The sequence below is a fragment of the Gluconobacter sp. Gdi genome, from assembly GCF_014132155.1.
Taxonomy (GTDB): Bacteria; Pseudomonadota; Alphaproteobacteria; order Acetobacterales; family Acetobacteraceae; genus Gluconobacter.
This window is the reverse complement of record NZ_BLJQ01000001.1, coordinates 610,601-634,718: the sequence shown is the minus strand read 5'-3', so window position 1 is coordinate 634,718 and position 24,118 is coordinate 610,601. Positions and strand designations below refer to the sequence as shown.

Below are 24,118 nucleotides of genomic sequence, written 5' to 3'. Positions count from 1 at the left end.
GTTCTTCACTTCACGAAGACCTGCGAATGTTTGTTATCATTTTAAGAAGCGCACGAAGTGCCAGCGTCTCGCCACCCTCTGGCCGCCCTGGAGAATTGGCGTCATTCCACGCGTAAGTGTCTATATGCAGCCACTTTTGCCCCTCCGGGACGAAGCGCTGAAGGTAGAGAGCCGCTGTAATAGAGCCAGCCATTGGTTTGGATGTTATATTTCCGACGTCGGCTATTTTACTATCTAGCCATGCGTCATAGCCATGCCAGAGTGGCAATCTCCACAAAGCATCAGCAGTATCTGAGCCCGATTCGAGCAGTAATTGAGCCAGTTCATCACTGTTGCTAAACACCGCTGGAAGGTCTGGACCGAGAGCTACGCGCGCAGCGCCGGTCAGGGTTGCAGCGTCCACAATGTAATCTGGGGCAGATTCAGCGGCTTCCGTTATCAAATCGCACAACACCAGACGCCCCTCTGCATCCGTGTTGCCAATCTCGACCGTTTTTCCGCTTCGCGTCCGCAGAACATCGCCGGGGCGCATGGCATGGCCAGACACACTGTTCTCCACACATCCCAGACGCAGTTCCAGATCCACATCCAGTTGCAGATCAATCGCCGCGCACATGACGGCCAGAAGCAGGGCCGCACCACCCATGTCTTTTTTCATACGCAGCATGCCTGCTGCGGGCTTCAGGTCGTATCCCCCCGTATCGAAGCACACGCCCTTCCCAACAAGAGACAGACGTGGCGCGCCTTCACGGGCTTTCCAGCGAGCAACGACGACAGCAGGCTTGCGTTCAGACCCCTCACCTACCTCTGCCAAACATGGATATGCGGCCTTCAGGTCATCGCCCTCAACAATACGAACGTCTGCTCCACGATTTTCTAAAGCCCGATAAGCCGACAGGGCCAAATCTTGCGGGCCAAGCAGATTGGCGGGCGTATTGATCAGATCCCTGCCAAACCAGTTTGCTTTCGCATAGGCAATAACGGTAGCCGCGTCGTCCGGAACAACCAATCGCGTGGTGAATGACCGCACGACCCCAACACGATATTGATATGTTCCCATGGCGAACCCGAGAAGAGCAGTTTCCTGAACGGCGCTTTCCATCCCGTGCGGCAGAAGGCTCCAGTCACCCTCCGGAAGAACCGTTCCCAGCACACCAAAGGCTGTCGGGTCATTCAGGCGCCCCTCATCGACGCAGAGTAGAGCCGCTCCCGCCCCACCGTCACCGGGCAGAAGCGTAAAAGCGCCATCTTTTGCCTTGAACCCCTGCGCCGTCAGAAAAGACGCGTGCTCTCCCAAGAGACCGGCAATCGTCTTGGCATCCTGTGCTTTCACCAGATGTACAACGCGGGGTGTTGGAGCCTCGCTGGCGGAAACAAAAGGGAGCTGGATGTGAGAACTCATGAACCTCTTTCCTTAAAAGATCGAACCTTTTGGCTCGAACGCTTGCTTTTGTTCCGCAGGCACCCGACCATTCACACATGAAGGGTGCACACCGCGGTAACCATTCCGCTCATCATATCATGCCAGCAAGCGTCCGTGCGGCACTTGGCCCAACCAATACGGGCAAGACGCACTATGCCCTGACTCGCATGATGGCTCATTCCTCCGGCATCATCGGTTTTCCGTTGCGCCTTCTTGCGCGCGAAAACTACGAACGTCTGGTCGCGGCCAAAGGGGAGCGTTTCGTCGCCCTTATAACAGGTGAGGAAAAAATTGTTCCTCCAGGTGCGCGATGGTTCTCCTGCACGGTCGAAGCTATGCCACTGGACCGAAAAGCCGAGTTCGTCGCTGTCGATGAGATCCAGCTCGCGTCTGACCCGGACCGTGGACACATCTTTACGGATCGCCTTCTTCACGCCCGGGGAACCGTAGAGACACTCTTCCTGGGTGCGGAAACAATTCGCCCCCTGCTGCAAAAACTGGTGCCCGGAATCGAAATCGACACACGCACACGCCTGTCGAGTCTCGTCAGCACCGGACCAACCAAGCTTTCTCGCCTTCCGCCCCGATCAGCCATTGTGGCTTTCTCGATGTCAGAAGTTTATGCTCTGGCCGAAGTCATACGGCGCCGAAGAGGTGGTTGTGCCGTCATCATGGGGCAACTCAGCCCGCGGACGCGAAACGCCCAGATCGAGCTCTACCAGAACCGGGAAGTCGATTACCTGGTGGCCACCGATGCCATCGGGATGGGGTTAAACATGGATGTGGACCATGTTGCGCTTGCCCAGCTTTCCAAATTTGACGGCACAACACCCCGCCCGCTCTTCCCGCAGGAAATAGCACAGATTGCCGGCCGAGCAGGTCGGGGCATGAAGGACGGTACATTTGGCACTACGGCTGATTGTCCGCCCATGTCTGCCGCAACCATAGATGCCGTGGAACAGCACCGCTTCGATCCGATTCAACGGCTCTACTGGCGCAATCACGCACTGGATTTCAGCAATCCCCGGGCTCTTCTCGCCAGCCTTACGGTCGCGCCGCCCTCCCGCGGCCTGATGGCAGGCCGCGTTGCGTCTGACGTTGTGACCCTTGAATCCCTGATACTTGACCCGGAAATTCGGGAGGTCGCCAAAGGAAAGCGTGCGACGTCTCTTCTCTGGGAAGTCTGCCAGATCCCCGATTTTCGCAAACTTGGCGATGACAGCCATACACGGCTCTGCGCACGCCTGTTCCTGCATATCCTCAAAGATGGCGCTGTTCCGGCAAACTGGATGGAAGGACACATCAAGGGTTTCGCGCGCACCGAAGGCGACATTGATACCCTGATGCATCGCCTGACGGGCGTACGGGTCTGCTCTTATGTGGCCGCCAGAACAGAATGGAGCCGTCACTCATCTGTCTGGCAACAACGCGCCCGGGAAGTAGAAGACCTGCTTTCAGACGCGCTGCATGAGCGCCTGACGTCCCGCTTTGTAGACCGGCGCGCCACGTCTCTGCTTCGCCGGCTGGATGCTGAGACAGATCGCAATCTCCTGTCCGCCGTCACCGCAGACGGAGAGGTCATTGTTGAAGGCCACAGCATCGGCAAGATCCGTGGCTTTTCTCTCCAAACAGACACCACAAACGGGCCTGATCATCAGATCGTTCTCAAAGCCGGGCGCAAAGCTCTTCTGCAGGAAATTCCACGTCGGGTCCGCCTTTTTCAAGAAACGCCAGATAGTGCTCTGTCCCTTGAAACAGAAACCGGCATTCTATCGTGGGACAACATTCCCCTCGGCCGTTTGACGGCTGGAAAAACGTTTCTGCAGCCAGCCGTCAGATTGTTTTCCGCTGAGTTCACTGACACCAATCAGCGAATTCAGGTTGAGCAGCGCCTTCTCCGATATGTGGACAGCACGCTTCAACGGGATCTCTCCGTTCTCTACAAAGCGCAGAGCGCCGTAACGGATCAGCCTCAACTCAGAGGCATTCTTCATCGATTGCATGAAGATGGCGGTATCTCTTCTGTCCTGCCGTCAGATCAGTCCCTTCCGCCACCAGCTCAACGCGCCTTGCGGAAGCTCGGCGTGGAAGTGGGTCGTTTTGCCGTTTTCTGTCCCGCACTTCTGCGTCCACGAGCATCGGCCCTTCTGACACTTCTCACACAACTTCGCCTTGGCCTTCCCCTGATGCCTCCGCCAGCCGGTCGTGTCTCGTTGCCATGGCATATGGTGGAAGGCGTTCCAGGCTGGCTGCAGGCAGCCAAGACAGGGGTTAGACTCGATATCGCCGAACGTATTGTTAAAGAGCTGGAGCAATTGACCCGCAAGCGGGATCATCCCGCTCCTGTCGGTCTCGCCTCACGCCTTGGACTCAAAGCCGACCTTCTTCCAGAGGTTCTTGGCGCCCTTGGCGTTGCCCACAAACCACCGTGCTCTCCCAGCCAAACGCATGCTGGGCCACCTGCACCACTGATGCTTCTGGCTGACCGCCGCAATCAAGCAACACGCAGAAAGTCCAGACCGTCAGGAGCGGCCAGCAACGCAAGACGCCCCATTGTCCGACCAGACAGCCCTTTCGCCGCTTTGGCCATTCTGAGAGATCGTGCCGCCCCATGAGTGATGCCTATCAGCGTTTGGATCAGTGGCTGTATTACGCCCGTGTCGCCAAGACACGCCCGCTCTGTGCTACCATTGTCGGCAAAGGGCGCATCCGGGTGAACAGACAGCCGACCAGCAAGCCACATGCCAAGTTGAGAGTAGGAGATGTGGTTACCCTCCCCCCTCTCAGCCCAGGGGAAGACGTCCGTGTCTGGCGCGTTCTGGACCTTGGAGAGAGGCGCGGCCCCGCGAAAGAAGCATCCCAGCTATACGAGATCGTGAAAGAAGAGCCTAAGAAGCTTGCTTCCTAGGCCAATCCTTCGCATATCATCCCGCACAATATGAAATTGGGCCGCACAGCCGGGCCCGAATGAGGATCGGAGACACCAATGAGCTATGTGGTCACGGAAAACTGCATCAAGTGCAAGTTCATGGACTGCGTGGAAGTTTGCCCCGTAGACTGCTTCTATGCCGGAGAAAATTTCCTCGTCATCAATCCGGACGAATGCATTGACTGCGGCGTTTGCGAACCTGAGTGCCCGGCAGAAGCCATCTTCCCGGACAGCGACAACCGTGCAGCTCCCTGGATCGAGATCAACTCCCGTCTTGCCGCCCAGTGGCCGAACATCACCCGCAAGGGCGAGCAGCCGGCCGATGCGGAAGAGTGGAAGGACAAGCCCGGCAAGGCAGCAATGCTGTCAGAGGCTCCTCACAAGGACTGAGACCTCTTTGCCTTAAAGACATCAAGCCCGGCCATAGTGCCGGGCTTTTTTATTGCGCTACTGCTCAGCCTGCGACTGCAAAGACGTAGAATGCAGCAGGGCCCTTCCGAGCCAGAAAGCAGGCATTAAAAAAGGCTGGCAGGTTTTCTCCCGCCAGCCTTTCCTGCCGTGATCCTTTGAAGGATCTTAGCGGGACATCATGTTGATGGCCGTGTCATGCATGATGAACAGCGTACCGCCGACAATGACGATGACCGATGCTGCTGCAAAGATGAAGCACATCAGGTTCCAGCTCTGCTCATTGCTGGTGTTCAGGTGAAGGAAGAACACCAGGTGAACCACGATCTGAACGACCGCAAGAACACCAAGAGCTGCAAGTGCCATCCCCGGGGCCAGTGCGTGTGTCATGACTGCTGCGAAAGACGCAACAGTCAGGACGACCGCAAGAACGAACCCGATGATGTAAGACTGATAGGAGCCGTGGCTACCATCGTGGGTTGTATGTGCCTGGGCCATTACATCACACCTGCGAGATAGACGAAGGAGAAAACACAGATCCAGACGATGTCCAGAAAGTGCCAGAACAGGCTGAGGCAAGTCAGCTTGTCCATCATCCGCGGAGACAGATCCTGCGGGCCCATCATCTGGACCATCAGAACTGCCATCCAGATCAGACCGCAGGTGACGTGCAGACCGTGCGTTCCAACCAGCGTGAAGAACGCGGAGAGGAATGCAGAACGGTCAGGACCATTTCCTTCTGCGATCATGTGGGTGAACTCAGTCACCTCAAGACCAACGAAAGACAGACCCAGAACGAACGTCACGGCGAGCCACAGAAGAACCATCCCCTTGTTCTTTGCCAGCGCACTAAGCGAGGCAAAGCCGTAGGTGATGGACGAGAACAGCAGGATAGCCGTCTCAATCCCGACATTCGTCAGATCGAACAGTTCTTTCCCCGAAGGGCCTCCGGCGTACTGGTTCCGGAGGACTGCGAAAGCAGCAAAGATCGACCCGAAGAGAATGCAGTCGGTCATCAGGTAGAGCCAGAAACCGAAGACGTTCGGGCTCTCGTGGTGATGCTCGTGGTCGTGACCGTCAGCGTGTGCCAGAGGCGACATGGTTGCTTCGTGAGCCATTAGCTATGCCCCCCTTACTCTGCTGCCTGAGCAGCGGCGATACGACGGGAATAAACTTCCTCGTTGTGCTCGATTTCGCTGACAGGGACGTAGTAGTCGATATCACGGTTTGCACTGCGCATGATCATGGTGACAGCGATACCGATCAGACCAAGACCAGCCATCCACCAGATGTACCAGATTGCACCGAAGCCTAAGATGAAGGCGAACGCACCGATGAAGGCACCAGCAGCGGTGTTCTTCGGCATGTGGATCGGAGCAAGCGGCTTGTTGTGTGCACGACGGCCAAGCTGCTTCTCGGTGTGGAACGTGTCCAGACCGTGAATGTCCGGGATCACTGCGAAGTTATAAGCCGGCGGCGGAGAAGAAATGGACCACTCCAGCGTACGGCCACCCCATGGATCGCCCGTCAGGTCGAGGTTTTCCGGCAGGTTACGGTCACGGATGGAGACGTAAAGCTGCGTGAGCTGGCAGACGATACCCAGAGCGATAACAACCGCACCAGCTTCTGCAATCAGCAGCCACGGACGCCAGTCCGGATTGTCGTAGTGGTTCATACGACGCGTCATGCCTTCGAGACCGAGGACATACAGCGGAACGAAGGCAAGATAGAAGCCAACGAACCAGCACCAGAACGCGCGCTTGCCCCAGGCTTCGTTCAGCTTGAAGCCGAAAGCCTTCGGGAACCAGAAGCCCATACCTGCAATGTAACCGAAATACACGCCGCCGATGATGACGTTGTGGAAGTGGGCAATGAGGAACAGGGAGTTGTGAAGGATCCAGTCAGCGGCCGGCATGGCCATCATGACGCCCGTCATGCCACCGATGGAGAAGGTGATCATGAAGCCGATCGTCCAGTACATCGGAGCCGTGAATTCAACACGTCCCTTATACATGGTGAACAGCCAGTTGAAGATCTTCACACCAGTCGGGACTGCGATAACCATCGTCATGATACCGAAGAAGGTATTGACGTTGGCGCCTGCGCCCATGGTGAAGAAGTGATGCACCCACACGACGAACGACAGCACCATGATGGAGCACGTAGCGTAAACCATCGTGTTGTAGCCGAAGAGCGGCTTGCGGGAGAACGTTGAGGTAACTTCAGAGAAAACACCGAAGGCCGGGATGACCAGGATGTAAACTTCCGGATGGCCCCAGGTCCAGATCATGCTCAGATACAGCATGACGTTGCCGCCGGCATCGTTCGTGAAGAAGTGCATGCCGAGGTAACGGTCGAGGCTGAGCAGTGCCAGCGTAACCGTCAAAACCGGGAAGGACACCATGATCAGCACGGTCGTGCAGAACGCTGTCCACGTGAAGACCGGCATCTGCATCCAGCCCATGCCAGGAGCACGCATCTTAACGATGGTCGTGAAGAAGTTCACGCCCGTCAGAAGCGTTCCGACACCAGAAATCTGAACGGCCCAGATGTAGTAGTCAACGCCGACGCCCGGGCTGAACTGCATCTCGGACAGAGGCGGGTAAACCAGCCAACCGCACTGAGCAAACTCACCGATGAACAGTGAAAGGTTGATCAGAAGGGCGCCGACCAGCGTCATGTAGAAGCTGAGCGAGTTCAGGAACGGGAACGCAACGTCGCGCGCACCGATCTGGAGAGGCACCACCAGGTTGAGCAGCCCCGTCATGAACGCCATGGCCATGAAGAAAATCATGATCGTGCCGTGAGCGGAGAAGATCTGGTCGTAGTGGTGTGGCGGAAGGTAACCAGGGTTACCGGCATAGGCCAGCGCGAGCTGGGTACGCATCATGATGGCGTCCGCGAAGCCGCGGAACAGCATGACAATTGCCAGGATGATATACATCACGGCAAGGCGCTTATGGTCGACTGTCGTCAGCCATTCACGCCACAGGTAACCCCACTTACCGAAGTAAGTAACGGCACCCAGCACGGCAAGGCCGATGACAGCCACACCCAGGAATGTGCCGACAAGGATCGGCACATCGAAAGGTATGGCTGAAAGGGAGAGTTTTCCGAGCATCTGTCGGTTATTCCTTCATGCCAGTGTCGGACGGTGCAGCGCTGGAAGCGGACTGCATATGCATGACCTTGCCCGTCGTCTTCTCAACCATCATGCCATTGTTGTACTTGGCGACGATGCCGTCGAAGAGATCCGGCTGGACATGCGCGAAGTACTGAACCGGCGCAGCTTCCTGCGGGGCGGAATACTTCGGATATGTCGTGTCATCGAGGTTTTCGCTGCCGCTCTTCACCTTCTCGACCCAGGCACTGAATTCTTCAGGTGCCATGGCGAGGGTGCGGAACTTCATGTCAGAGAAACCGCGACCACTGAACTGGGAAGCTTCACCCAGATAATCACCGGACTCAGTTGCAAGAAGATGCAGCTGCGTCTGCTGACCTGGCATGGAGTAAATCATCGATCCCAGACGCGGGATGAAGAAAGACGTCATGACGGTGTCAGAGGTGATCTGGAAGTTCAGCGGCGTGTTCGTCGGGACATCCAGCTGGTTGATCGTTGCGATCCCCAGATCCGGATAGATGAACAGCCATTTCCAGTCGAGAGAGACCACCTGGACGTTCAGCGGCTTAACATTATCAGCCGTCTGGATTGGGCGGTACGGGTCGTAAGCGTGGGTGCTGTACCAGCTGATCGCGCCAAGAGCGATAATGATCAGGGAAGGTACGCCCCAGATAACATACTCAATCTTCGTTGAGTGATCCCAGGTCGGCAGATACTCGGCCTGGGTGTTGGAAGCACGATACTTCCAAGCAAAGTAAAGCGTTGCGATACAGGTCGGAACCACAACGAACATCATGATGACAAATTCTGCCACCATGACATCGCGGTTCATTTCTGCGATCGGACCGCGCGGCTGAAGCAGATCAACCGTGCAACCCGATAGCATCAGCGCCGGCAACGCTGGGAGATATCGCCAGAGTTTTTTCATCGGTCCTGCTTTCATCATCCGTTCCGGCATGGAGTATTCGCCGGGAAACGGTTTGACACGATAAGGGCCGCATCAGAGCTGCCGAACGCTGCCATAGTCTGCTGCCTTTCTCGTTCGTATCCTGACGTCAGGAACCGGATCAAAGATCCGATCCTGAAATTCATTCAGCATGGGACACGACTGTCCCGGTTCCTCAGGTTTTTTCTGCCTGAATCGCCCGGAAGACAAGGCTTATCACGGATTTCGTGAGGGATGGGGCATGACCCTCTCTCCCCTGCAAATGGCTGTTTTTCGCCACATTTGATTTCATTACCGCTTTCATTAAACGATAAAGTTACAATTTTTTAATGTAAACCTTCCCGAATGAGACGGAAATAATTCAAGACCTTTTTAGTCCGCAAACAAGAAAGGGAGCGACATTGACTGTCGCTCCCTCTGGAAACTTTCGAGTAACGCTAATGTACTGTCAGTCGCTATTACTGGAGCGTACACCCGTGAACTGAATAAGAAACTGAAAGAGGTTCACGAAATTGAGATACATCGACAGCGCATCGTAAATGCTTAGTCGAGCAATATCATCCGAAGACGCAAACGACATATATTGCTGGTAGTTAATCTTGATACGCTGGGTATCGTAAGCCGCAAGACCTGTAAAAAGCGCAACTCCGATTAGAGAAACGAGCATTGCCAGCGGTGCACTGTGCAGGAAGATGTTCACAACCATCGCGATCATGAGGCCAATCAGGCCCATGAACAGGAAGGAACCGAGTCGAAGAAGGTTCGCCCCCGTGGTGTATCCCCACAGAGCCATACCGCCGAACATTGCCGCACTGATGAAGAACGTCCGTGCGACGGAAACACCCGTATAACTCAGCAGCAAGCTGGCCATACTGGCCCCCATCGTCGCACTGAAGAGCAGGAAGATCGCCTGCACTGCGGGGCGCGACAGCCGGTTGATCCCGAAGGACAGGACCATCACGAACGCCAGTGGCGCGAAGATCATGATGCCGCCCAGAAAAGTAGGCCGCAGCACAAAGGCGCCGCTTGAAGTTTCTGCAATGTGAAAGAACAGCGTGCGCAGAGATGTTTCCGCCACACCATAAGCAACGAGCCCCGTGACAACGAGGCCAATCGCCATCCAGTTGAAGACGCGGCACATATAGGCGCGGAGACCGGCATCGAGACTGCCTGCGCCTGCCTGAGTGCCGGCCCTGCCGAAGTTGGAATTAAAAGCCATGACACCTTTTCCAGTAAAAGACCCTTTTAAAAAGGGCGCTTGACGAACCTTACAAGCTCGCCCGTACTTTCCCTGAATGTGGGGCTTTTCACTGTACGGTCAAGAAGACCCTTCATATCTGTGTTTCATTTCCTCGGGAAACGAGCCTCTTGAGACTTTTTGTCGCACTCGACCTCTCCCCCTCCCAGCGCGAAGCGCTTGCTCTCCTCCGTGGAACGCTCCCTGGCGTGCAATGGGTGCCTTCGGAAAATTACCATCTGGCCTTGCGCTTTATTGGTGAAATTACCGATCGCTACGTGATGGGCGAGATCGATCTCGCCCTTTCCCGACTATCCTGGAAGCCGTTCGATATCTCGTTTTCGGGTGCCGGACTGCGAGAGGGCATGACATCTGACAGCCTGACAATCGGCATCGAACGATCTGCCGCTCTGGAGACGCTTCAGGCACAAGTGGAAAAAACACTCCGCAAAGCAGGATGCGCACCTGCCAAGCGCCGCTTCCAACCCAGCGTCACTCTCGGCCATCTCGCAACAACGCAGAGAGCTGACGCAGCTCGCTGGGTTCAGAGACATAATCTCTTCAGAAGTGAGCCAATGCCTGTCGAGCACGTTACGCTCTTTGAGAGTCTTCGCGGTTACGACCAGCACGTCTATGTCGCGCAGGCCGAATATGCCTGGCACCCTGAAATGCCACTTCTTCCTGAGGATGAATGATTTCCAGCCCAACGACACAAGATCGCCTGACAGCTCTGGTTCGCGAAGTCCGCGCTTGCCGGGTCTGTGAAGAGCACCTTCCTCTTGGTGCACGTCCGCTGATCCACGTTTCAGCAACCTCCAGGCTCCTGATTGCAAGTCAGGCGCCTGGAACCAAAGCGCATCTCAGCAATACGTCTTTCAAGGATCCGTCCGGAGTTCGTCTCAGAGAGTGGCTCGGGCTCTCGGAAGACATATTCTATGACACCAGACAGGTCGCAATTCTGCCAATGGGTCTCTGTTACCCGGGCAGGCTCCCCAAAGGAGGAGACTGCCCTCCCCGCCCGGAATGCGCACCAATCTGGAGAAACAGGGTTTTATCCCTGATGCCCGCTCTTCGCCTTACACTATTGGTTGGTAGTTATTCCCAGAATCACGTCTTGGGTCGCGGGTCGGTCACGGAGCGCGTCAGGAATTTTCGCCATTATCTGCCTGAGAACTATTTTCCACTGCCTCATCCCTCATGGAGAACGGGTGTCTGGGAAAAAAGAGCACCATGGTTTCAGGAAGAAGTCATCCCTGCCCTTCGGGAACAGGTCCAGAAGATACTCAGTTCCGATTGAAATATCAGTGTCGAGCCAGACGTAAAGTATCAACAAGAACGCCCTGTACGCCTGAGATGAAAATCTGGATTCCGATAGCCAGAAGAATAAGCGCGGCCAAACGACTGACAATCCGCGCGCCAGTGATACCAAGCATCGAAACGATCCGCTCCGCATAGGCATACGCGATGGCAACGACGATGCCCATGGCAGTCGCCGCTGCTGATACGCCCATATAATAATCCGGCGCAGGCATATGCGGCGGGCATGAAGAGCTCAGAGCGATTGCTACGGAGATGCTCCCTGGCCCCACGGTGAATGGCATGGCCAGCGGAAAGAAAGCGCGTTCTTTGAGATCAGGCGCAGCAACGGTTCGACCACCCTGAAGAGCCTGCTTTTCTTTCCGGGCTTCACTTGTCTCCGGCTGCTGCAGCATGACCCACGCGCGCGAGGCCACAACAAGACCGCCAGTAATGCGCAGGGCATTCATACTGATGCCAAAGAAACTCAGAATCCAGCTGCCAAACCAGATGGACACCAGGAGGATCGCCAGAGAATTCAGCGCGACAAGCCGCGCCAGTTCGATAACCTCTTTGCGTGTCCGCCCCTCTGTCGCCTGAGCGAAAATCAAAGACGCACCAAGGGGATTGATGATCGAAAACAGTGCTGGAAATGCAATCAGCCAACTATTGACCGCATTACCCAGACTGGGAGGGAGGCTCATGAACCTGTGGTGCCTGATGCAACATCTGGACGACACGACGCCCGCTTCTTACGAGCCCGCCGCTCTTCTCCCATGAGGAAAGCCCGGATCATGCGATAGTCCTCGGAAAAACAGCAGATCGTCCCTGCCCGCCCTTCCAGACAGACCGTAAGACCCAGGTCATTATAAACCGCCATCAGAGACTGGCCAACACGCACAAATGCAAGTTTTCGGCCTTCCTGACGTGCCAGATCCCTTAGCCGCCAGATAGCCGCAATACAGTTACGCTCGGCTCCTGCCGGATCGCCGAGGCCAATAATGAACTGACCTGTACGGAAAAATGGAATGGCGGCTCGGCCTGCTTCGTCATGCAGCAAGCCACTCGGGCGATGCGGTCCAAGTTCCTGCAAAGCATGAGACAGGCTTCGATAATGGCTTTCGTTCTCCGCATTCCAAGCCTCAAAACGAATGCGTGTTCTCCGCATTCCCACCCAAAGCGCAAACAGACCGCAAAGCGCAGACAGCCCAAGAAACCACCGCCCGATCGCCGTGTGCGCGTCATAAATCATGGAGCGCCACCAGATTGGACCCAGATGCCGCTGCACAGCAACCCAACCTACGCCAACAAGGCCTAGCGCCCACAAAGACATTGGCGCCAGCATGGCTGGCGTCAACGGAGCTACGAGAAGGTGCGCTCTACGGTAGTAGCAATTCCGGAACGGTGCGATCAGTAGCATGACAAGGCCCAGCGCTACCGGAGCTTCCCATGGCGCATGACGAAGCACCAGCAAGACAACCGATGCACCCAGAACGCCCAGAGAAACCTTCCATGCAAGAGCGACGCGCTGGGAAAGCCCTAGAGCCAGCCCAACAAGAGCAACGCCCGATACGGTAAGGAACAAGTCTGCAATCTGCGAAACCGCAGCACCGAGTGACGTCCGCAAAGGTGGCAGTTCAGCGACCAGCGCATAAAAGACGAGAAGAATTCCGGCTACAGCCTGAACGCTGGTTGCAATGGTGACAGAGAAGTCCGCTTCAGACTCCCGAACCACTTGGCTCGGACGGATACGCCTTGGTGCCTGCCCAGCAGAAACCAATGCCTGCTCTCCACGCAGGAACAGTTCATGCCCGGCAAACATCAGACCCGCCATGACCAGCGGAATAATGTAGTAAAACAGGCGGAAAACGAGGATCGCGCCCATAATTTCCGGGACCGGAAGATATGGCCGCAATGCCAGAAGCATGGCACTGTCAAAAACGCCCAGCCCTCCCGGAACGCTAGCAACCAGCCCTGCTGTGTAAGACGCGATATAAATGGCAAGGAATGTCCCGAAGCCAAAATGGGCTTCCGGAGGCAACGGCGGCAGCACACTGTAAGCAATCAGAGCGGTGGCAGCCATGTCAGCGGCACTGACTGCAATCTGCGCGATTGCTATACCCGTGCTGGGAATTTCAATCTCGTAACGCCAGATTTTTACATGTCGACGAATACGAGAGAAAACGACATACGCAGCCAGAATACCCCAGCATCCAAGACCAGCCAGCCGCAGCAGAAAAGCGGGCAGATGGGACAGAACCGGAATGGCATGCGGCTCAATGGTCAGAATGCTTCCGACCAAGGCGAGGGTTCCCAGCAGATAGGTTGCTGAGCAGAAGGCAATGATCTGGGCAATATCCGCAGGGGCGACACCCCAGCTCCGATAAAGCCGAAACCGCACCGCAGCACCCGAAATCGCTGCACAGCCAAGGTTATGCGAGAGGACGTAAGAGCAGAACGCCGCAAAAGATGAGCGCTTGAACGACACATTGGCCCGGACATGCAGACAGGCCAAGCGATCATAAAACGATAGAATAAAATACGACAGAAGCGTCGCCCCGGCTCCCGCCAGAAGCGCACCATCCGGAATATCGCTGAGACTTCTGGCAATGTCCCGCAGGGAAAGATTGTGCAGCTCACGCCAGATCACCACCACAGCGGCAATCAAAAGCACGAGCCCGACAATTGCCGGAGCACGTGTCAGCAGTAATTTCCAGCGGCTTTTGACAGGCCCGCTCTCGTCGTCCGCGTCGAGAGCAAGCCCATCATTTTGCCAGTCGTCTTCCCGAGGCGGGCACATCGACGTCAGACCTGAGAGGTCCCGGCAGCCGGGCGAGCCAGTGCACCCCGGATCAGGGCCACAGTCTCAGGCAAACCGAAGAGTGACGCGAAAATGCCGAAGCGCGGGCCTTCGCTTTGACCCAACAGCACTTCGTACAGGCAACCGAACCAGGAGCGCAGCTCAGACTTCTCAAAGTAGCGCTTGCCGACCTCGAACACGACATCCTGCACATCGCCAGGAGACGTATGAACAGGGAGCCGTTCCAGAGCGACAGCCAGGTCTTCAAGCCCCTTTCGTTCGGTCTCGGACGGATCACGATAGACCTTGTTCGGGTACACTTGCTCCTGGAAGTACGTCAGAGCACAACGAACGAGCTTGTCGACATACGGATGCGTTTCTGGCGACAGCGTCTCGTCATAGCGACGCAGGAATTTCCAGAGTGTCTCCGGATTGTCTGCGTTTGCCACGTTCGCGAGGTTCAACAGCGCTGTGTAGGAAACCGGGCTGGTATCTTCCGGGCGTACAGTTCCACCGTGAATGAACCAGACCGGGTTTGCCATCAGGTCTACCGGTTCCTGCGTCTCAGCCTTCTGAACCAATGTCAGGTAGTCGTCCGTTGCGCGGGGAATAACGTCAAAAAACAGACGCTTCGCACGCGTAGGCTGCTGATACATATACTGGCCGAGGCTTTCCGGCGTGCCGTAACGCAGCCACTCCTCGACAGACAGACCATTGCCCTTGGACTTGCTGATCTTCTGACCCTGAGCATCAAGGAACAGTTCATAGGTGAGTCCGGCAGGCGGCTGCTTGCCCAGAATACGGCAGATCTTCGAAGACAGCTTCACGCTATCAATCAGATCCTTGCCCGACATTTCATAATCGACACCCAGAGCATACCAGCGCATGGCCCAGTCGGCCTTCCACTGCATCTTGGCATGTCCACCGAAGACGGATGTTTCAAACGTCTTGCCGGCTTCGTCCTTCCAGACAACTGTACCTGCATCCGGGTCCACCTTGATGATCGGGACCTGCATCACCTGCCCCGTTTCAGGGTGAATCGGCAGAACAGGGGAGTAAGTCGCGCGGCGCTCCGGACCAAGTGTCGGAATAATAGTCGCAACAACTTCATCATGCACTTCGAGCATCCGCTGAAGTGCAGCATCAAATGTCCCGCTCGTATAATAGTCCGTCGCGGACGCGAATTCGTAGTCGAAGCCGAAACCGTCAAGAAACTGGCGCAGGCGGGCATTATTGTGAGCAGCGAAACTTTCGTATTCACCGAAAGGGTCGGGAACGCGGGTCAGAGGCAGACCCAGGTGCTTTGCCAGCAGTTCCTGCTGCGGCACATTCGTTGGAACCTTGCGCAAGGCGTCCATGTCATCCGAGAACGCGAGCAAGCGGGTCGGACGGCCTGTCAGAGCCTCAAAAGCCTGCCGAACCCAGGTCGTACGGGCCACTTCGCCAAACGTACCGATGTGCGGCAGCCCGGACGGGCCATATCCCGTCTCAAGCAGGGCAGGCACTTTTGGGTCGCGCGCGCCAACATGCGCGGCAATTTTTTTTGCCTCTTCGAACGGCCATGCCTTTGGCAACGGCGCGTCAGGTGCGAGGGGCGGAATGTTATGTGTTCTGGAATTGTGCATGATTACCGGAAAACGTAGGCAGACACGTATCCCGGGTCAAGCAGTACGAGAGCAAACGAAGTTTCTGCACAGGCGTCAAACCATGACGAAATGTGTCAACACCCTCCCGGCAGTGACATGACAGCATACGCAACCTCGTTCTTTCACGGTCTGTTCCTTAAAGCACTCGCTCGCTCCTATCCTTCCAGTTAGACTGACCGCAATGCCGCGCTTGCCATCTTTCCCATCTCCGTTTGACGCACCTGCTCTTGTCGCGAGACGAGGCCTGTCCTCCCTTTTGACACCCGATGGTGAGCTTCTGGATCTTCCCGCTGACGAAGTACGGGAGAAGCTGTCACAACTTCCTCCTCCGCTTCTTGTTCATGGCCCAGCAGCCCTGCGCGCCCTCGATCTTACGCCGCTGTCCCAGCCCGTCCCGTGGTTTGATCTTCTGGATCTGTTTCTGTTCGTGTGTCCCGCCACAACCGTCGCCCCCACACCGCGTGGACTGGCTATCGCACTTGGACTGACGCCACCAGAAATCACTACGGCGGACCTCCTGCCGCTGCTCTGCGAGACCCTTCTCGGCAAGTTACGGGAAAAAGCTGATACTCCTGAAGGAAAGCGCTTACGGGCCCTCCTGCTCCCGCTGACGCGCGCCGGCTGGATCTGGAGTGGCGAAGTGGCCGATGCCATTGGCTCCGCCTCCGATCCGGGCAGTGCGCACCCTTATGATGCCGTACGCGTCTGGCGCCGCCTGCCACGCTGGGAGGAAACAGCCCCCAGACCGGCTCCCGGCAGCCAGCCCGTTTCGCCGCAGGCCGCGCGTGAAAGACTACGCCAGATCCTTGGCAAGAATGCAGAAGCACGCCCCGGACAGGCTGACTTTGCGTCTGTTGCCACTGCGGCTTTCGAGCCCCGGGAAACGCTCGGATCACCCAATGTCGTACTTGCCGAAGCCGGAACAGGCACGGGAAAGACCCTTGGCTATATTGCGCCTGCAAGCCTGTGGGCCGAGCAGAATGATGGAGCCGTCTGGGTCAGCACTTACACGCGACATCTTCAAAGGCAGATCGAGCAGGAACTTCATCGTCTCTATCCCGATGAGGCAACGCTGAGACAAAAGGTCGTCGTCCGCAAAGGACGTGAGAACTACCTGTGCCTCCTGAATATGGAGGATCTGCTCAATGCCGCCACCTCTCGGGGGAATGACGGAGCAGCGGCCCTGCTACCCCTCAGTCTTCTCGCACGATGGGCTGAAGCGAGCCGCGACGGTGATCTGATGGGCGGCGACCTTCCGGGATGGTTCGGCGATCTCTTCGGCCAGGGTACGTTGCACGGTGTGGCAGACCGGCGTGGCGAATGCATCCATGCTGCGTGCCCGCATTACCAAACCTGTTTCGTGGAACATGGTATTCGTCGTGCCAGACAGGCAGATCTTGTCGTCGCCAATCATGCGCTTGTCATGTCGCAGGCGGCCTGGACTGCCCTCGCACCCCCCGGCCTCCCCGATGAAGATGCGACGCCAACGCGATATGTTTTCGATGAAGGACACCACGTCCCTGAAGCAGCAGACAGCGCGTTTGCCATGGTTCTGTCAGGGCTTGAAACAGCCGAACTCAGACGCTGGCTCTTGGGTGCAGAAGGAAGCCGATCCAGAGCACGCGGACTCCTGCGGCGCCTTGATGATCTGGTTGAACGTATTCCGACAATAGACGCTCCACTGCATGCCGTGCTGCAAGCAGCGCGAGCGCTACCAGCTCCGGGCTGGAGCGTAAGACTGAAAAACGGAATGGACGCGCCGGTTCCTCAGGAAGACGAAGCACCCGCGTTTCTCCCGCTCATGGCACCCGAGCCGGAACTGGACAACCCTGCCGAACTGTTTCTTCAGGCCCTCGACCATCAACTCAAAGCCCGACGCACCCAAGGCCCGCAACAGGACACCACATACATCTCCACCGAGTGCGATCTGCACCCCACGAATGATACAGTGCAAACGAGCGCAGTGGACTTGGCCAGAGCGTTGCGGCGCCTTCAAACCCCACTGATCCAGCTGACAAAACGGCTTGAAGCAACAGTAGAAGACGATCCGGAAATGGAAGCCCCCACGCGCCAGCGGATCGAGGCTTTCATCCGGACTTTGCATCGCCGCGCCATCAGCCGCGTTACAGGCTGGGTCGGAATGCTGGATGCCCTTCAGACGCCCCCTGAACCTGACCTGACACCCGTCCATATTGATTTCATCCGGACTGAACGTCTTCCCAGAACACGTGGGGCGCAGGGGGACCATGACGTTGGCCTCTATCGTCACTGGTTGGACCCGACAATTCCATTTGCGTCGACTATTCAGACCCCAGCTCACGGTCTGCTTTTGACATCTGCCACTTTACGCGATCAGACCGGCTCAGAAGATGGAGAAGAAAGCTGGCACGCAGCAGAACTGAGGCTTGGGGCCACGCATTTCATGAAGCCACCAATCCGCGCTTCGCTCATGAGCCCGTTCGACTACGCCAAGCAGACGCGCGCTTATGTTGTGACCGACGTTTCCGTCGAAATCGCGTCTCTTGCCCATGCATTTCGAGCATTATTCGAAGCAGCGGGTGGGGGAGCTCTTGGGCTTTTCACGGCAATCCGTCGGCTGCGCGAGGTCCATCGTCGCATTAACGAGCCGCTGGAGGCTCAGGGCTTCCCCGTATATGCCCAGCATGTTGATGCGATGGACAACGCGACACTCGTCGATGTCTTCCGCACGGAAACCCACAGTTGCTTATTGGGCACCGATGCTATGCGGGATGGTGTGGACGTTCCGGGAGAAGCATTACGCATGGTGGTGTTTGAAAAGACACCATGGCCGCGCCCGGATATCCTGCATCGCGAGAGACGCCGCCTTCTTTCAGAAGGACGACCTGGTGATTATGATGATCGCATCACCAGAATGCGCTTAAGACAGGCTTTCGGCCGCCTGATCCGGAAGGGCGACGACAGGGGTGTTTTCGTGATGCTTGATCGCCGAATGCCTTCTCGCCTGCTCTCTGCTTTCCCGAATGGTGTTGAGGTCCGCCGACTAAGTCTAGCAGAGACCATCAGTGATATTGCGGAGTTTCTGACTCCTCCGTTACCAACTTCTTCAAACGACAGTGTGACATAGAAAACGGCGATGAAAACTTCACCGCTTTGTTAGTGTGACCGGATAGTCAGAAGACCAGCGGTTCATGCCGCACAGGAAGTTCCAGCTCTTCTAACCAGCTGTTTCAGTGCCCGTCCTCCGAGAAGACGACGCCGTAGCCACAGCAGCTGGCACACTTCAAATTCTTCCCCCATTTTGGCCAGACAGAGCCGCCTTTTGCTGGAAGAGCAGAAGGTTGGATGCGCCCTAAACGATCTTTTCTACTACGTATTTTTGAACAAAGTACAAGCAGAAGATTCAAAGACCGCTAAAAGAAAAAACCCGCAGCCTTATAAGAAGCTGCGGGTTTTGCTTTGTCATTTGGTCAAATGACAGTTGAACTTAGAAGTCTTTGCTGATCTGCAACCAGAAATTACGTCCGATAACGAACGACGAATAGGTCGAAGCATCGGTATTCGTTGCGCCATCAGGGAAGAATGGCGGAGCCTTGTCCGTGATATTGTTGATACCCCCCGTGAAGTTCCACGAGTTGTAGCGGTAGCCGAGGGCAATGTCCTGCTGCACCATTGCGGGTGCCTTTACACGACCATACCCATCAGACATCTGCATGAACGACGAGGTGTCGTTGTAATGCAGGCCACCGGTGTAGTTTGCCATATAGGTGAACGAGAACCGGCCATGCTGCCATGTCGCGGTGGCATAATCACGCCAGCGCGGGTTGGATGTGCCGTTCGGGTAATAGATCGCGTTGGTGTAGTGATAATACGGGCCGCCCGGCGTCTGCTGCTGGGAGAAATTGACCAGATTCTGCAAGTTATTGCTAATCGTAATGGAATCCATGCTCGTCAGACGGATCCGATAGTCAAAATCCCAGTCAATACCACTTGTGTTCATGGTTCCCAGGTTTTGACCTACAGCCATGACCTGCGCAATCTGTCCGTTAGCTGAGCGACTTACCAAGTTGCAAAGCGCCGTATTGGAGCCGTCGTAACAGTTGTTTAGAATATAGTTCGTTGAAAGTGAGCCAACCGTAGAACTGACATTATAATGCCAGAACGTCACCGAGGTAGACAGGTTCGGGATCCAGCGCGGCGTCAGAACTGCACCAAATGTGTAAGTCCTGCCTGCTTCAGGGCGTAGCTTTGTATTACCACCCTGAATAGTCGCCACCTGCCCTGCACCTTGCTGTGTAAACGTGGCAGGATTCGCCACGCCCGCCCTCATGCAGCTGGCAACGACAACCGGATTGGAGGCTCCAGCGCACGGATCAAGCGACGTCTCGTAGCTCAGGGCCTGCGCACCATAAAGCTCATTAACATTGGGCTGACGGAACGAGGTTCCGATCGTACCGCGGAAACGGATATCACGCGTCGGAGCCCAGTCGATGGAAGCCTTCCAGTTCTTGACGCCTCCAAACGTGTTGTAGGACGAATAGCGACCCTGAGCGTCAACGGTCAGATCTTTAGCGAGGAAGGCGTTCTTGAGAAGCTGCGCCTTTCCTTCGAGGTAACCTTCCGTCACGTTGAAACCGCCTGACGTCACGCCCTGCGGGTTCGTCAGCGCCGTCCCTGCCTGGATAGCCGGGTCCGGTGTATAGGTCAGCTGTTCGCCGCGATGCTCCATACCCATCGCGATACCGACATCGCCACCATTAGCCCACGGCATCTTCACGACATGATCGTTATGGATACGCAGGTTAAGATCACGAAGCTGATAATGGCCATGCGTCGTGGTATTAAGGTTGGAGTACTGTGCAGCAGCGGGGGAAAGCGAGGAGAATGGGCTTCCCGCCACACAATTCGGCGTCGATGCACACAGATTGGAATTATACGTCATGCCAGAATCCGGATCGCCGAAGTTCGTCGGCTCCAGACCATAGCTGTTCAGCAGGGCCGGATAGCTGCCCATGTTGCTCTGCTGGTAGGTATACATATTTGAGCCATACGTATACGAGATGTCGTATTTCCAGCCTTTGTAGATCACGCCCTGTGCGCCAACCTTGGCCGTTAGCGTGTCGCTGGCTGTCTGCGTCTCACGAGGGCCCCACTCATTATAGCGGCGAAGCATCTGGAGATCCTCACCCGTCGTGTTGCCTGGGTAGTTCGACGGGATGGTGACGGACGTCGGGTAAGGCCCGGTTGCAGACAGTCCACCCTGCACAGGCTCAGCTGCCATGTTGGTCATGGAGTTCGAATGTGAGTACATCACATTCGAATAGAGCGAGAAATGTTCGTTAACGTCGTAATGCGCGTCACCATTCAGGGTGGCATCCTGAAGGTTGTTTGTCAGGGATGTGTCGCGCGCAAAATTGTAGCGCCTTGTTCCCGGAACCAGATTGCCGTTCAGATCACTCCGGTAGGCATTTTCGGCACCAAAGAACGAGCCATATGGCGAGTAGCTCGATCCAAACCGGTTCTGGGAAGGATCAGCATCATTTCCGATCTGGATGTTATTTCGTGACCAGGAACGGTTGCGCTGACGCACCCCACCTTGCGTCATGTATTGACCGAACACGGTGACGTTACCCTTGCCGTGGTCGAAGTTGAACCCCTTAAAGCCGGAAATTACGCCCTGCGGCGCATCACCATGCCCCGTGATTCCACCGCGTATCGTGATGTTGCCGGTATCCAGATCGTGACGCAGCTTAATGTTGATGACGCCTGACACCGCGTCCGCACCATAAAGCTCTGAACCACCATCCTTCAGGATTTCGACACTCGCCACCTGCTGGATGGGAACAGCATTCATATCAAAACATGACGTCTGACTGTTCAGCGTGGCGCGCTTTCCGTCGATCAGAACGAGAACGCGGTTCGTACCAAGGTTACGAATATCCGTGCAGCTGACACCACCACCACCGTTGGTGTCAGTGTTCTGCTGGCTGCCGGAGCCTACCGACGGCAGACGCTGAAAAAAATCGGAAAGTGTTGTCGCACCCGTCTGCTGGATTTGCTTAGAAGTAACGATCTGCACCGGGTTGGCGTTGGTGTTGTTTGAGGTTCCCAAAGCCGAACCGGTAACAACCACGCTCTCCTGCGTTCCAGAATCAATGGAACGAACAGCGTGAGATCGATTGACCGCTACAGGCGCAGCAAACTGCGGAGCTGCGACTGGACGAGCCAGCGATGCCGGAGCGGTTGTTGCAGGCGTCGCAGCAGAACGCACCGGACTATGAGTCACAGTCTTGTGGCGCACATGTGAGGAGGTGTGAGTGCTTTCGGTTGCAGCATAAGCAACGCTCGAAAGCGCCCCCATCCCCAGCACCGATGCGCAAAGTAACGTATTGCGACGCGATACGATCATAATGAAACGAAATCCTTCTAAAGGCAGTGACGCCTTTTAGACATTTCATTGCGAAAGTGTCACCCCAACTTCCAACGCATTAGATTGTTACGTGATGGTTTTGTGACAAGCGTTGCATAAGGGTCACATATGTGTCGGACGCATATCAAAATAAGTCAAAAAAAAACCGCCCCACCCTGAGGTGAGACGGCTTTTTTGTATCTATTCGACACACTCCCCGGCTTTTGACAGCCGGGAAATCTGAAGCGTTGGATCAGAAATCCATGTCGCCCATGCCGCCCATGCCACCTGGAGCAGCCGGAGCCTTCTTCTCAGGGCGTTCGGCAACCATGGCTTCCGTCGTGATCAGCAGACCACCAACCGAAGCGGCATCCTGCAGAGCCGTACGAACAACCTTCGTCGGGTCGATGATACCTGCGCCAACCAGGTCCTTGTACTCAGCGTTCTGAGCATCAAAGCCGAAGTTGTAGGTGTCGTTCTCGAGCACCTTGCCAGCGATCACGGCGCCGTCTTCACCAGCGTTCTCAGCGATCTGACGCAGCGGCGTCTGAAGCGCCTTGCGAACGATCTCGCCACCGATACGCTGATCGTCGTTATCGAAGGTCAGACCCTTCAGAGCAACGGAAGCGCGGGCAAGAGCCGTACCACCACCCGGGACAATGCCTTCTTCAACAGCGGCGCGGGTAGCGTGCAGGGCGTCGTCAACGCGATCCTTGCGCTCCTTCACCTCAACTTCACTGCTGCCACCGACGCGGATGACGGCAACGCCACCAGCCAGCTTTGCAAGACGCTCCTGGAGCTTCTCACGATCGTAGTCAGAGGTTGTTTCTTCAACCTGAGCGCGGATCTGGTTGCAACGACCCTTGATGTCGTCGCTGTTGCCAGCGCCTTCAACGATCGTGGTGTTTTCCTTCTCGATGTGAACCTTCTTAGCGCGGCCCAGCATGTCGAGGGTAACGGATTCCAGCTTGATCCCGATGTCTTCGGAGATGACCTGGCCACCCGTCAGGATCGCGATGTCTTCCAGCATGGCCTTGCGACGGTCACCGAAGCCCGGAGCCTTGACGGCAGCGATCTTCAGGCCACCACGCAGCTTGTTCACGACCAGCGTGGCAAGTGCTTCACCATCGACGTCTTCAGCGATGATCATCAGCGGACGACCGGACTGTACGACGCTCTCGAGCAGCGGCAGCATCGGCTGAAGCGAAGACAGCTTCTTTTCATGGATCAGGATGTACGGCGCATCGAGATCAGCCGTCATCTTCTCCGGGTTCGTCACGAAGTACGGGGAGATGTAGCCGCGGTCGAACTGCATGCCCTCGACAACGTCGAGTTCCGTGTGCAGACCCTTGGCTTCTTCAACCGTGATGACGCCCTCGGAGCCGACCTTCTGCATGGCAGAAGAGATCATCTCACCGATTTCACGCTCACCGTTGGAGGAGATCGTACCGACCTGAGCGATTTCCTCCGGGGAGGTCATCTTCTTGCTGTTCTTCTTCAGCTCTTCAACAACGACGAGGACAGCCTTGTCGATGCCGCGCTTCAGGTCCATCGGGTTCATGCCAGCGGCAACAGCCTTGGCACCTTCGCGGATGATTGCCTGAGCAAGAACCGTGGACGTCGTCGTGCCGTCACCAGCCAGGTCGTTCGTACGGGACGCAACTTCGCGTACCATCTGAGCGCCCATGTTCTCGAACTTGTCAGCCAGTTCGATTTCCTTGGCGACAGACACACCGTCCTTGGTGATGCGCGGTGCGCCGAAGCTCTTGTCGAGAACAACGTTACGACCCTTCGGGCCCAGCGTTACCTTGACGGCATTTGCAAGAATATCAACGCCACGCAGCATACGGTCGCGGGCGTCGGCACCAAACTTAACTTCCTTGGCAGCCATGTTCTTAATCTCCTGTTGAGGTTTTTAACGAGA

17 protein-coding genes are annotated in these 24,118 nt (G+C 56.2%); 6 read left to right on the top strand and 11 right to left on the bottom strand.

From position 1 onward, the window contains the following. Positions 1 to 10: 10 nt before the first annotated feature. The gene (locus JN414_RS02855) at positions 11 to 1,402 is read right to left on the bottom strand and encodes a leucyl aminopeptidase family protein (protein WP_202206599.1); all 1,392 of its coding nucleotides are present in this window, start codon (positions 1,400 to 1,402) and stop codon (positions 11 to 13) included. Positions 1,403 to 1,479: 77 nt separating this feature from the next. Between JN414_RS02855 and JN414_RS02850 the strand changes: the two genes are divergently transcribed. The 3 genes from JN414_RS02850 to fdxA all read left to right on the top strand — a co-directional run bounded on the left by JN414_RS02850 (position 1,480) and on the right by fdxA (position 4,742). Then, on the top strand, positions 1,480 to 4,038 hold the full coding sequence (locus JN414_RS02850; RefSeq protein WP_202206598.1) for a helicase-related protein: 2,559 nt from the start codon (positions 1,480 to 1,482) through the stop codon (positions 4,036 to 4,038). Continuing rightward, the gene (locus JN414_RS02845; RefSeq protein WP_202206597.1) at positions 4,035 to 4,331 is read left to right on the top strand and encodes an RNA-binding S4 domain-containing protein; all 297 of its coding nucleotides are present in this window, start codon (positions 4,035 to 4,037) and stop codon (positions 4,329 to 4,331) included. Before JN414_RS02850 ends, JN414_RS02845 begins: the two co-directional genes overlap by 4 nt. Before the next feature lie 78 nt (positions 4,332 to 4,409). After that, positions 4,410 to 4,742 (top strand): ferredoxin FdxA, encoded by a 333-nt coding sequence (gene fdxA / locus JN414_RS02840; RefSeq protein ID WP_202206596.1) that lies wholly within the window; start codon positions 4,410 to 4,412, stop codon positions 4,740 to 4,742. 186 nt (positions 4,743 to 4,928) lie between these two features. Here fdxA and cyoD read toward each other — a convergent pair whose 3' ends face one another. The 5 genes from cyoD to JN414_RS02815 all read right to left on the bottom strand — a co-directional run bounded on the left by cyoD (position 4,929) and on the right by JN414_RS02815 (position 10,046). Then, positions 4,929 to 5,258: a cytochrome o ubiquinol oxidase subunit IV gene (cyoD, locus tag JN414_RS02835; RefSeq protein ID WP_046899641.1), complete on the bottom strand. Its 330-nt coding sequence runs from the start codon at positions 5,256 to 5,258 to the stop codon at positions 4,929 to 4,931. Beyond that, positions 5,258 to 5,878 (bottom strand): cytochrome o ubiquinol oxidase subunit III, encoded by a 621-nt coding sequence (gene cyoC, locus JN414_RS02830; RefSeq protein ID WP_046899642.1) that lies wholly within the window; start codon positions 5,876 to 5,878, stop codon positions 5,258 to 5,260. The genes cyoD and cyoC overlap by 1 nt, the downstream gene beginning before the upstream one ends. A 14-nt stretch (positions 5,879 to 5,892) precedes the next feature. Continuing rightward, the gene (gene cyoB, locus JN414_RS02825; protein ID WP_202206595.1) at positions 5,893 to 7,881 is read right to left on the bottom strand and encodes a cytochrome o ubiquinol oxidase subunit I; all 1,989 of its coding nucleotides are present in this window, start codon (positions 7,879 to 7,881) and stop codon (positions 5,893 to 5,895) included. A 7-nt stretch (positions 7,882 to 7,888) separates the two neighbouring features. Continuing rightward, complete coding sequence (gene cyoA, locus JN414_RS02820) at positions 7,889 to 8,827, bottom strand: ubiquinol oxidase subunit II (RefSeq protein ID WP_046899644.1); 939 nt, start codon at positions 8,825 to 8,827, stop codon at positions 7,889 to 7,891. Between the two features lie 448 nt (positions 8,828 to 9,275). Continuing rightward, positions 9,276 to 10,046 carry a Bax inhibitor-1/YccA family protein gene (locus JN414_RS02815; RefSeq protein ID WP_202206594.1) on the bottom strand — a complete coding sequence of 257 codons (771 nt, stop codon included), beginning with the start codon at positions 10,044 to 10,046 and terminating at the stop codon, positions 9,276 to 9,278. A 149-nt stretch (positions 10,047 to 10,195) separates the two neighbouring features. Here JN414_RS02815 and thpR point away from each other — a divergent pair, with 149 nt between their 5' ends. Continuing rightward, positions 10,196 to 10,759 carry an RNA 2',3'-cyclic phosphodiesterase gene (gene thpR, locus JN414_RS02810; RefSeq protein WP_202206593.1) on the top strand — a complete coding sequence of 188 codons (564 nt, stop codon included), beginning with the start codon at positions 10,196 to 10,198 and terminating at the stop codon, positions 10,757 to 10,759. Then, positions 10,756 to 11,361 (top strand): uracil-DNA glycosylase family protein, encoded by a 606-nt coding sequence (locus tag JN414_RS02805; protein WP_202206592.1) that lies wholly within the window; start codon positions 10,756 to 10,758, stop codon positions 11,359 to 11,361. The genes thpR and JN414_RS02805 overlap by 4 nt, the downstream gene beginning before the upstream one ends. Before the next feature lie 4 nt (positions 11,362 to 11,365). Here JN414_RS02805 and JN414_RS02800 read toward each other — a convergent pair whose 3' ends face one another. The 3 genes from JN414_RS02800 to JN414_RS02790 are packed head-to-tail and all read right to left on the bottom strand — an operon-like array spanning position 11,366 to position 15,785. After that, a complete protein-coding gene (locus JN414_RS02800; protein WP_046899648.1) occupies positions 11,366 to 12,064 on the bottom strand; it encodes a MarC family protein in 699 nt (232 codons plus the stop codon). Further along, positions 12,061 to 14,160 (bottom strand): lysylphosphatidylglycerol synthase domain-containing protein, encoded by a 2,100-nt coding sequence (locus tag JN414_RS02795; protein ID WP_202206591.1) that lies wholly within the window; start codon positions 14,158 to 14,160, stop codon positions 12,061 to 12,063. The genes JN414_RS02800 and JN414_RS02795 overlap by 4 nt, the downstream gene beginning before the upstream one ends. A 5-nt stretch (positions 14,161 to 14,165) precedes the next feature. Further along, entirely contained in the window at positions 14,166 to 15,785 is a 1,620-nt protein-coding gene (locus JN414_RS02790; protein ID WP_202206590.1) for a lysine--tRNA ligase, read from the bottom strand. A 202-nt stretch (positions 15,786 to 15,987) separates the two neighbouring features. Between JN414_RS02790 and JN414_RS02785 the strand changes: the two genes are divergently transcribed. Further along, positions 15,988 to 18,912 carry an ATP-dependent DNA helicase gene (locus tag JN414_RS02785; protein ID WP_202206589.1) on the top strand — a complete coding sequence of 975 codons (2,925 nt, stop codon included), beginning with the start codon at positions 15,988 to 15,990 and terminating at the stop codon, positions 18,910 to 18,912. A gap of 360 nt (positions 18,913 to 19,272) precedes the next feature. On the opposite strand, the gene JN414_RS02780 is transcribed toward JN414_RS02785, so the two are convergent. After that, a complete protein-coding gene (locus tag JN414_RS02780; RefSeq protein ID WP_202206588.1) occupies positions 19,273 to 22,194 on the bottom strand; it encodes a TonB-dependent receptor domain-containing protein in 2,922 nt (973 codons plus the stop codon). 253 nt (positions 22,195 to 22,447) lie between these two features. Continuing rightward, positions 22,448 to 24,085 (bottom strand): chaperonin GroEL, encoded by a 1,638-nt coding sequence (gene groL, locus JN414_RS02775; protein ID WP_064274005.1) that lies wholly within the window; start codon positions 24,083 to 24,085, stop codon positions 22,448 to 22,450. Positions 24,086 to 24,118 lie beyond the last annotated feature (33 nt).

Bases quoted from the DNA above. Each gene is read 5' to 3' on its own strand.
- JN414_RS02855 (WP_202206599.1), bottom strand. From the start codon at position 1,402: ATGAGTTCTCACATCCAGCTCCCTTTTGTTTCCGCCAGCGAGGCTCCA.
- JN414_RS02850 (WP_202206598.1), top strand. From the start codon at position 1,480: ATGAAGGGTGCACACCGCGGTAACCATTCCGCTCATCATATCATGCCA.
- JN414_RS02845 (WP_202206597.1), top strand. From the start codon at position 4,035: ATGAGTGATGCCTATCAGCGTTTGGATCAGTGGCTGTATTACGCCCGT.
- fdxA (WP_202206596.1), top strand. From the start codon at position 4,410: ATGAGCTATGTGGTCACGGAAAACTGCATCAAGTGCAAGTTCATGGAC.
- cyoD (WP_046899641.1), bottom strand. From the start codon at position 5,258: ATGGCCCAGGCACATACAACCCACGATGGTAGCCACGGCTCCTATCAG.
- cyoC (WP_046899642.1), bottom strand. From the start codon at position 5,878: ATGGCTCACGAAGCAACCATGTCGCCTCTGGCACACGCTGACGGTCAC.
- cyoB (WP_202206595.1), bottom strand. From the start codon at position 7,881: ATGCTCGGAAAACTCTCCCTTTCAGCCATACCTTTCGATGTGCCGATC.
- cyoA (WP_046899644.1), bottom strand. From the start codon at position 8,827: ATGATGAAAGCAGGACCGATGAAAAAACTCTGGCGATATCTCCCAGCG.
- JN414_RS02815 (WP_202206594.1), bottom strand. From the start codon at position 10,046: ATGGCTTTTAATTCCAACTTCGGCAGGGCCGGCACTCAGGCAGGCGCA.
- JN414_RS02805 (WP_202206592.1), top strand. From the start codon at position 10,756: ATGATTTCCAGCCCAACGACACAAGATCGCCTGACAGCTCTGGTTCGC.
- JN414_RS02800 (WP_046899648.1), bottom strand. From the start codon at position 12,064: ATGAGCCTCCCTCCCAGTCTGGGTAATGCGGTCAATAGTTGGCTGATT.
- JN414_RS02795 (WP_202206591.1), bottom strand. From the start codon at position 14,160: ATGTGCCCGCCTCGGGAAGACGACTGGCAAAATGATGGGCTTGCTCTC.
- JN414_RS02790 (WP_202206590.1), bottom strand. From the start codon at position 15,785: ATGCACAATTCCAGAACACATAACATTCCGCCCCTCGCACCTGACGCG.
- JN414_RS02785 (WP_202206589.1), top strand. From the start codon at position 15,988: ATGCCGCGCTTGCCATCTTTCCCATCTCCGTTTGACGCACCTGCTCTT.
- JN414_RS02780 (WP_202206588.1), bottom strand. From the start codon at position 22,194: ATGATCGTATCGCGTCGCAATACGTTACTTTGCGCATCGGTGCTGGGG.
- groL (WP_064274005.1), bottom strand. From the start codon at position 24,085: ATGGCTGCCAAGGAAGTTAAGTTTGGTGCCGACGCCCGCGACCGTATG.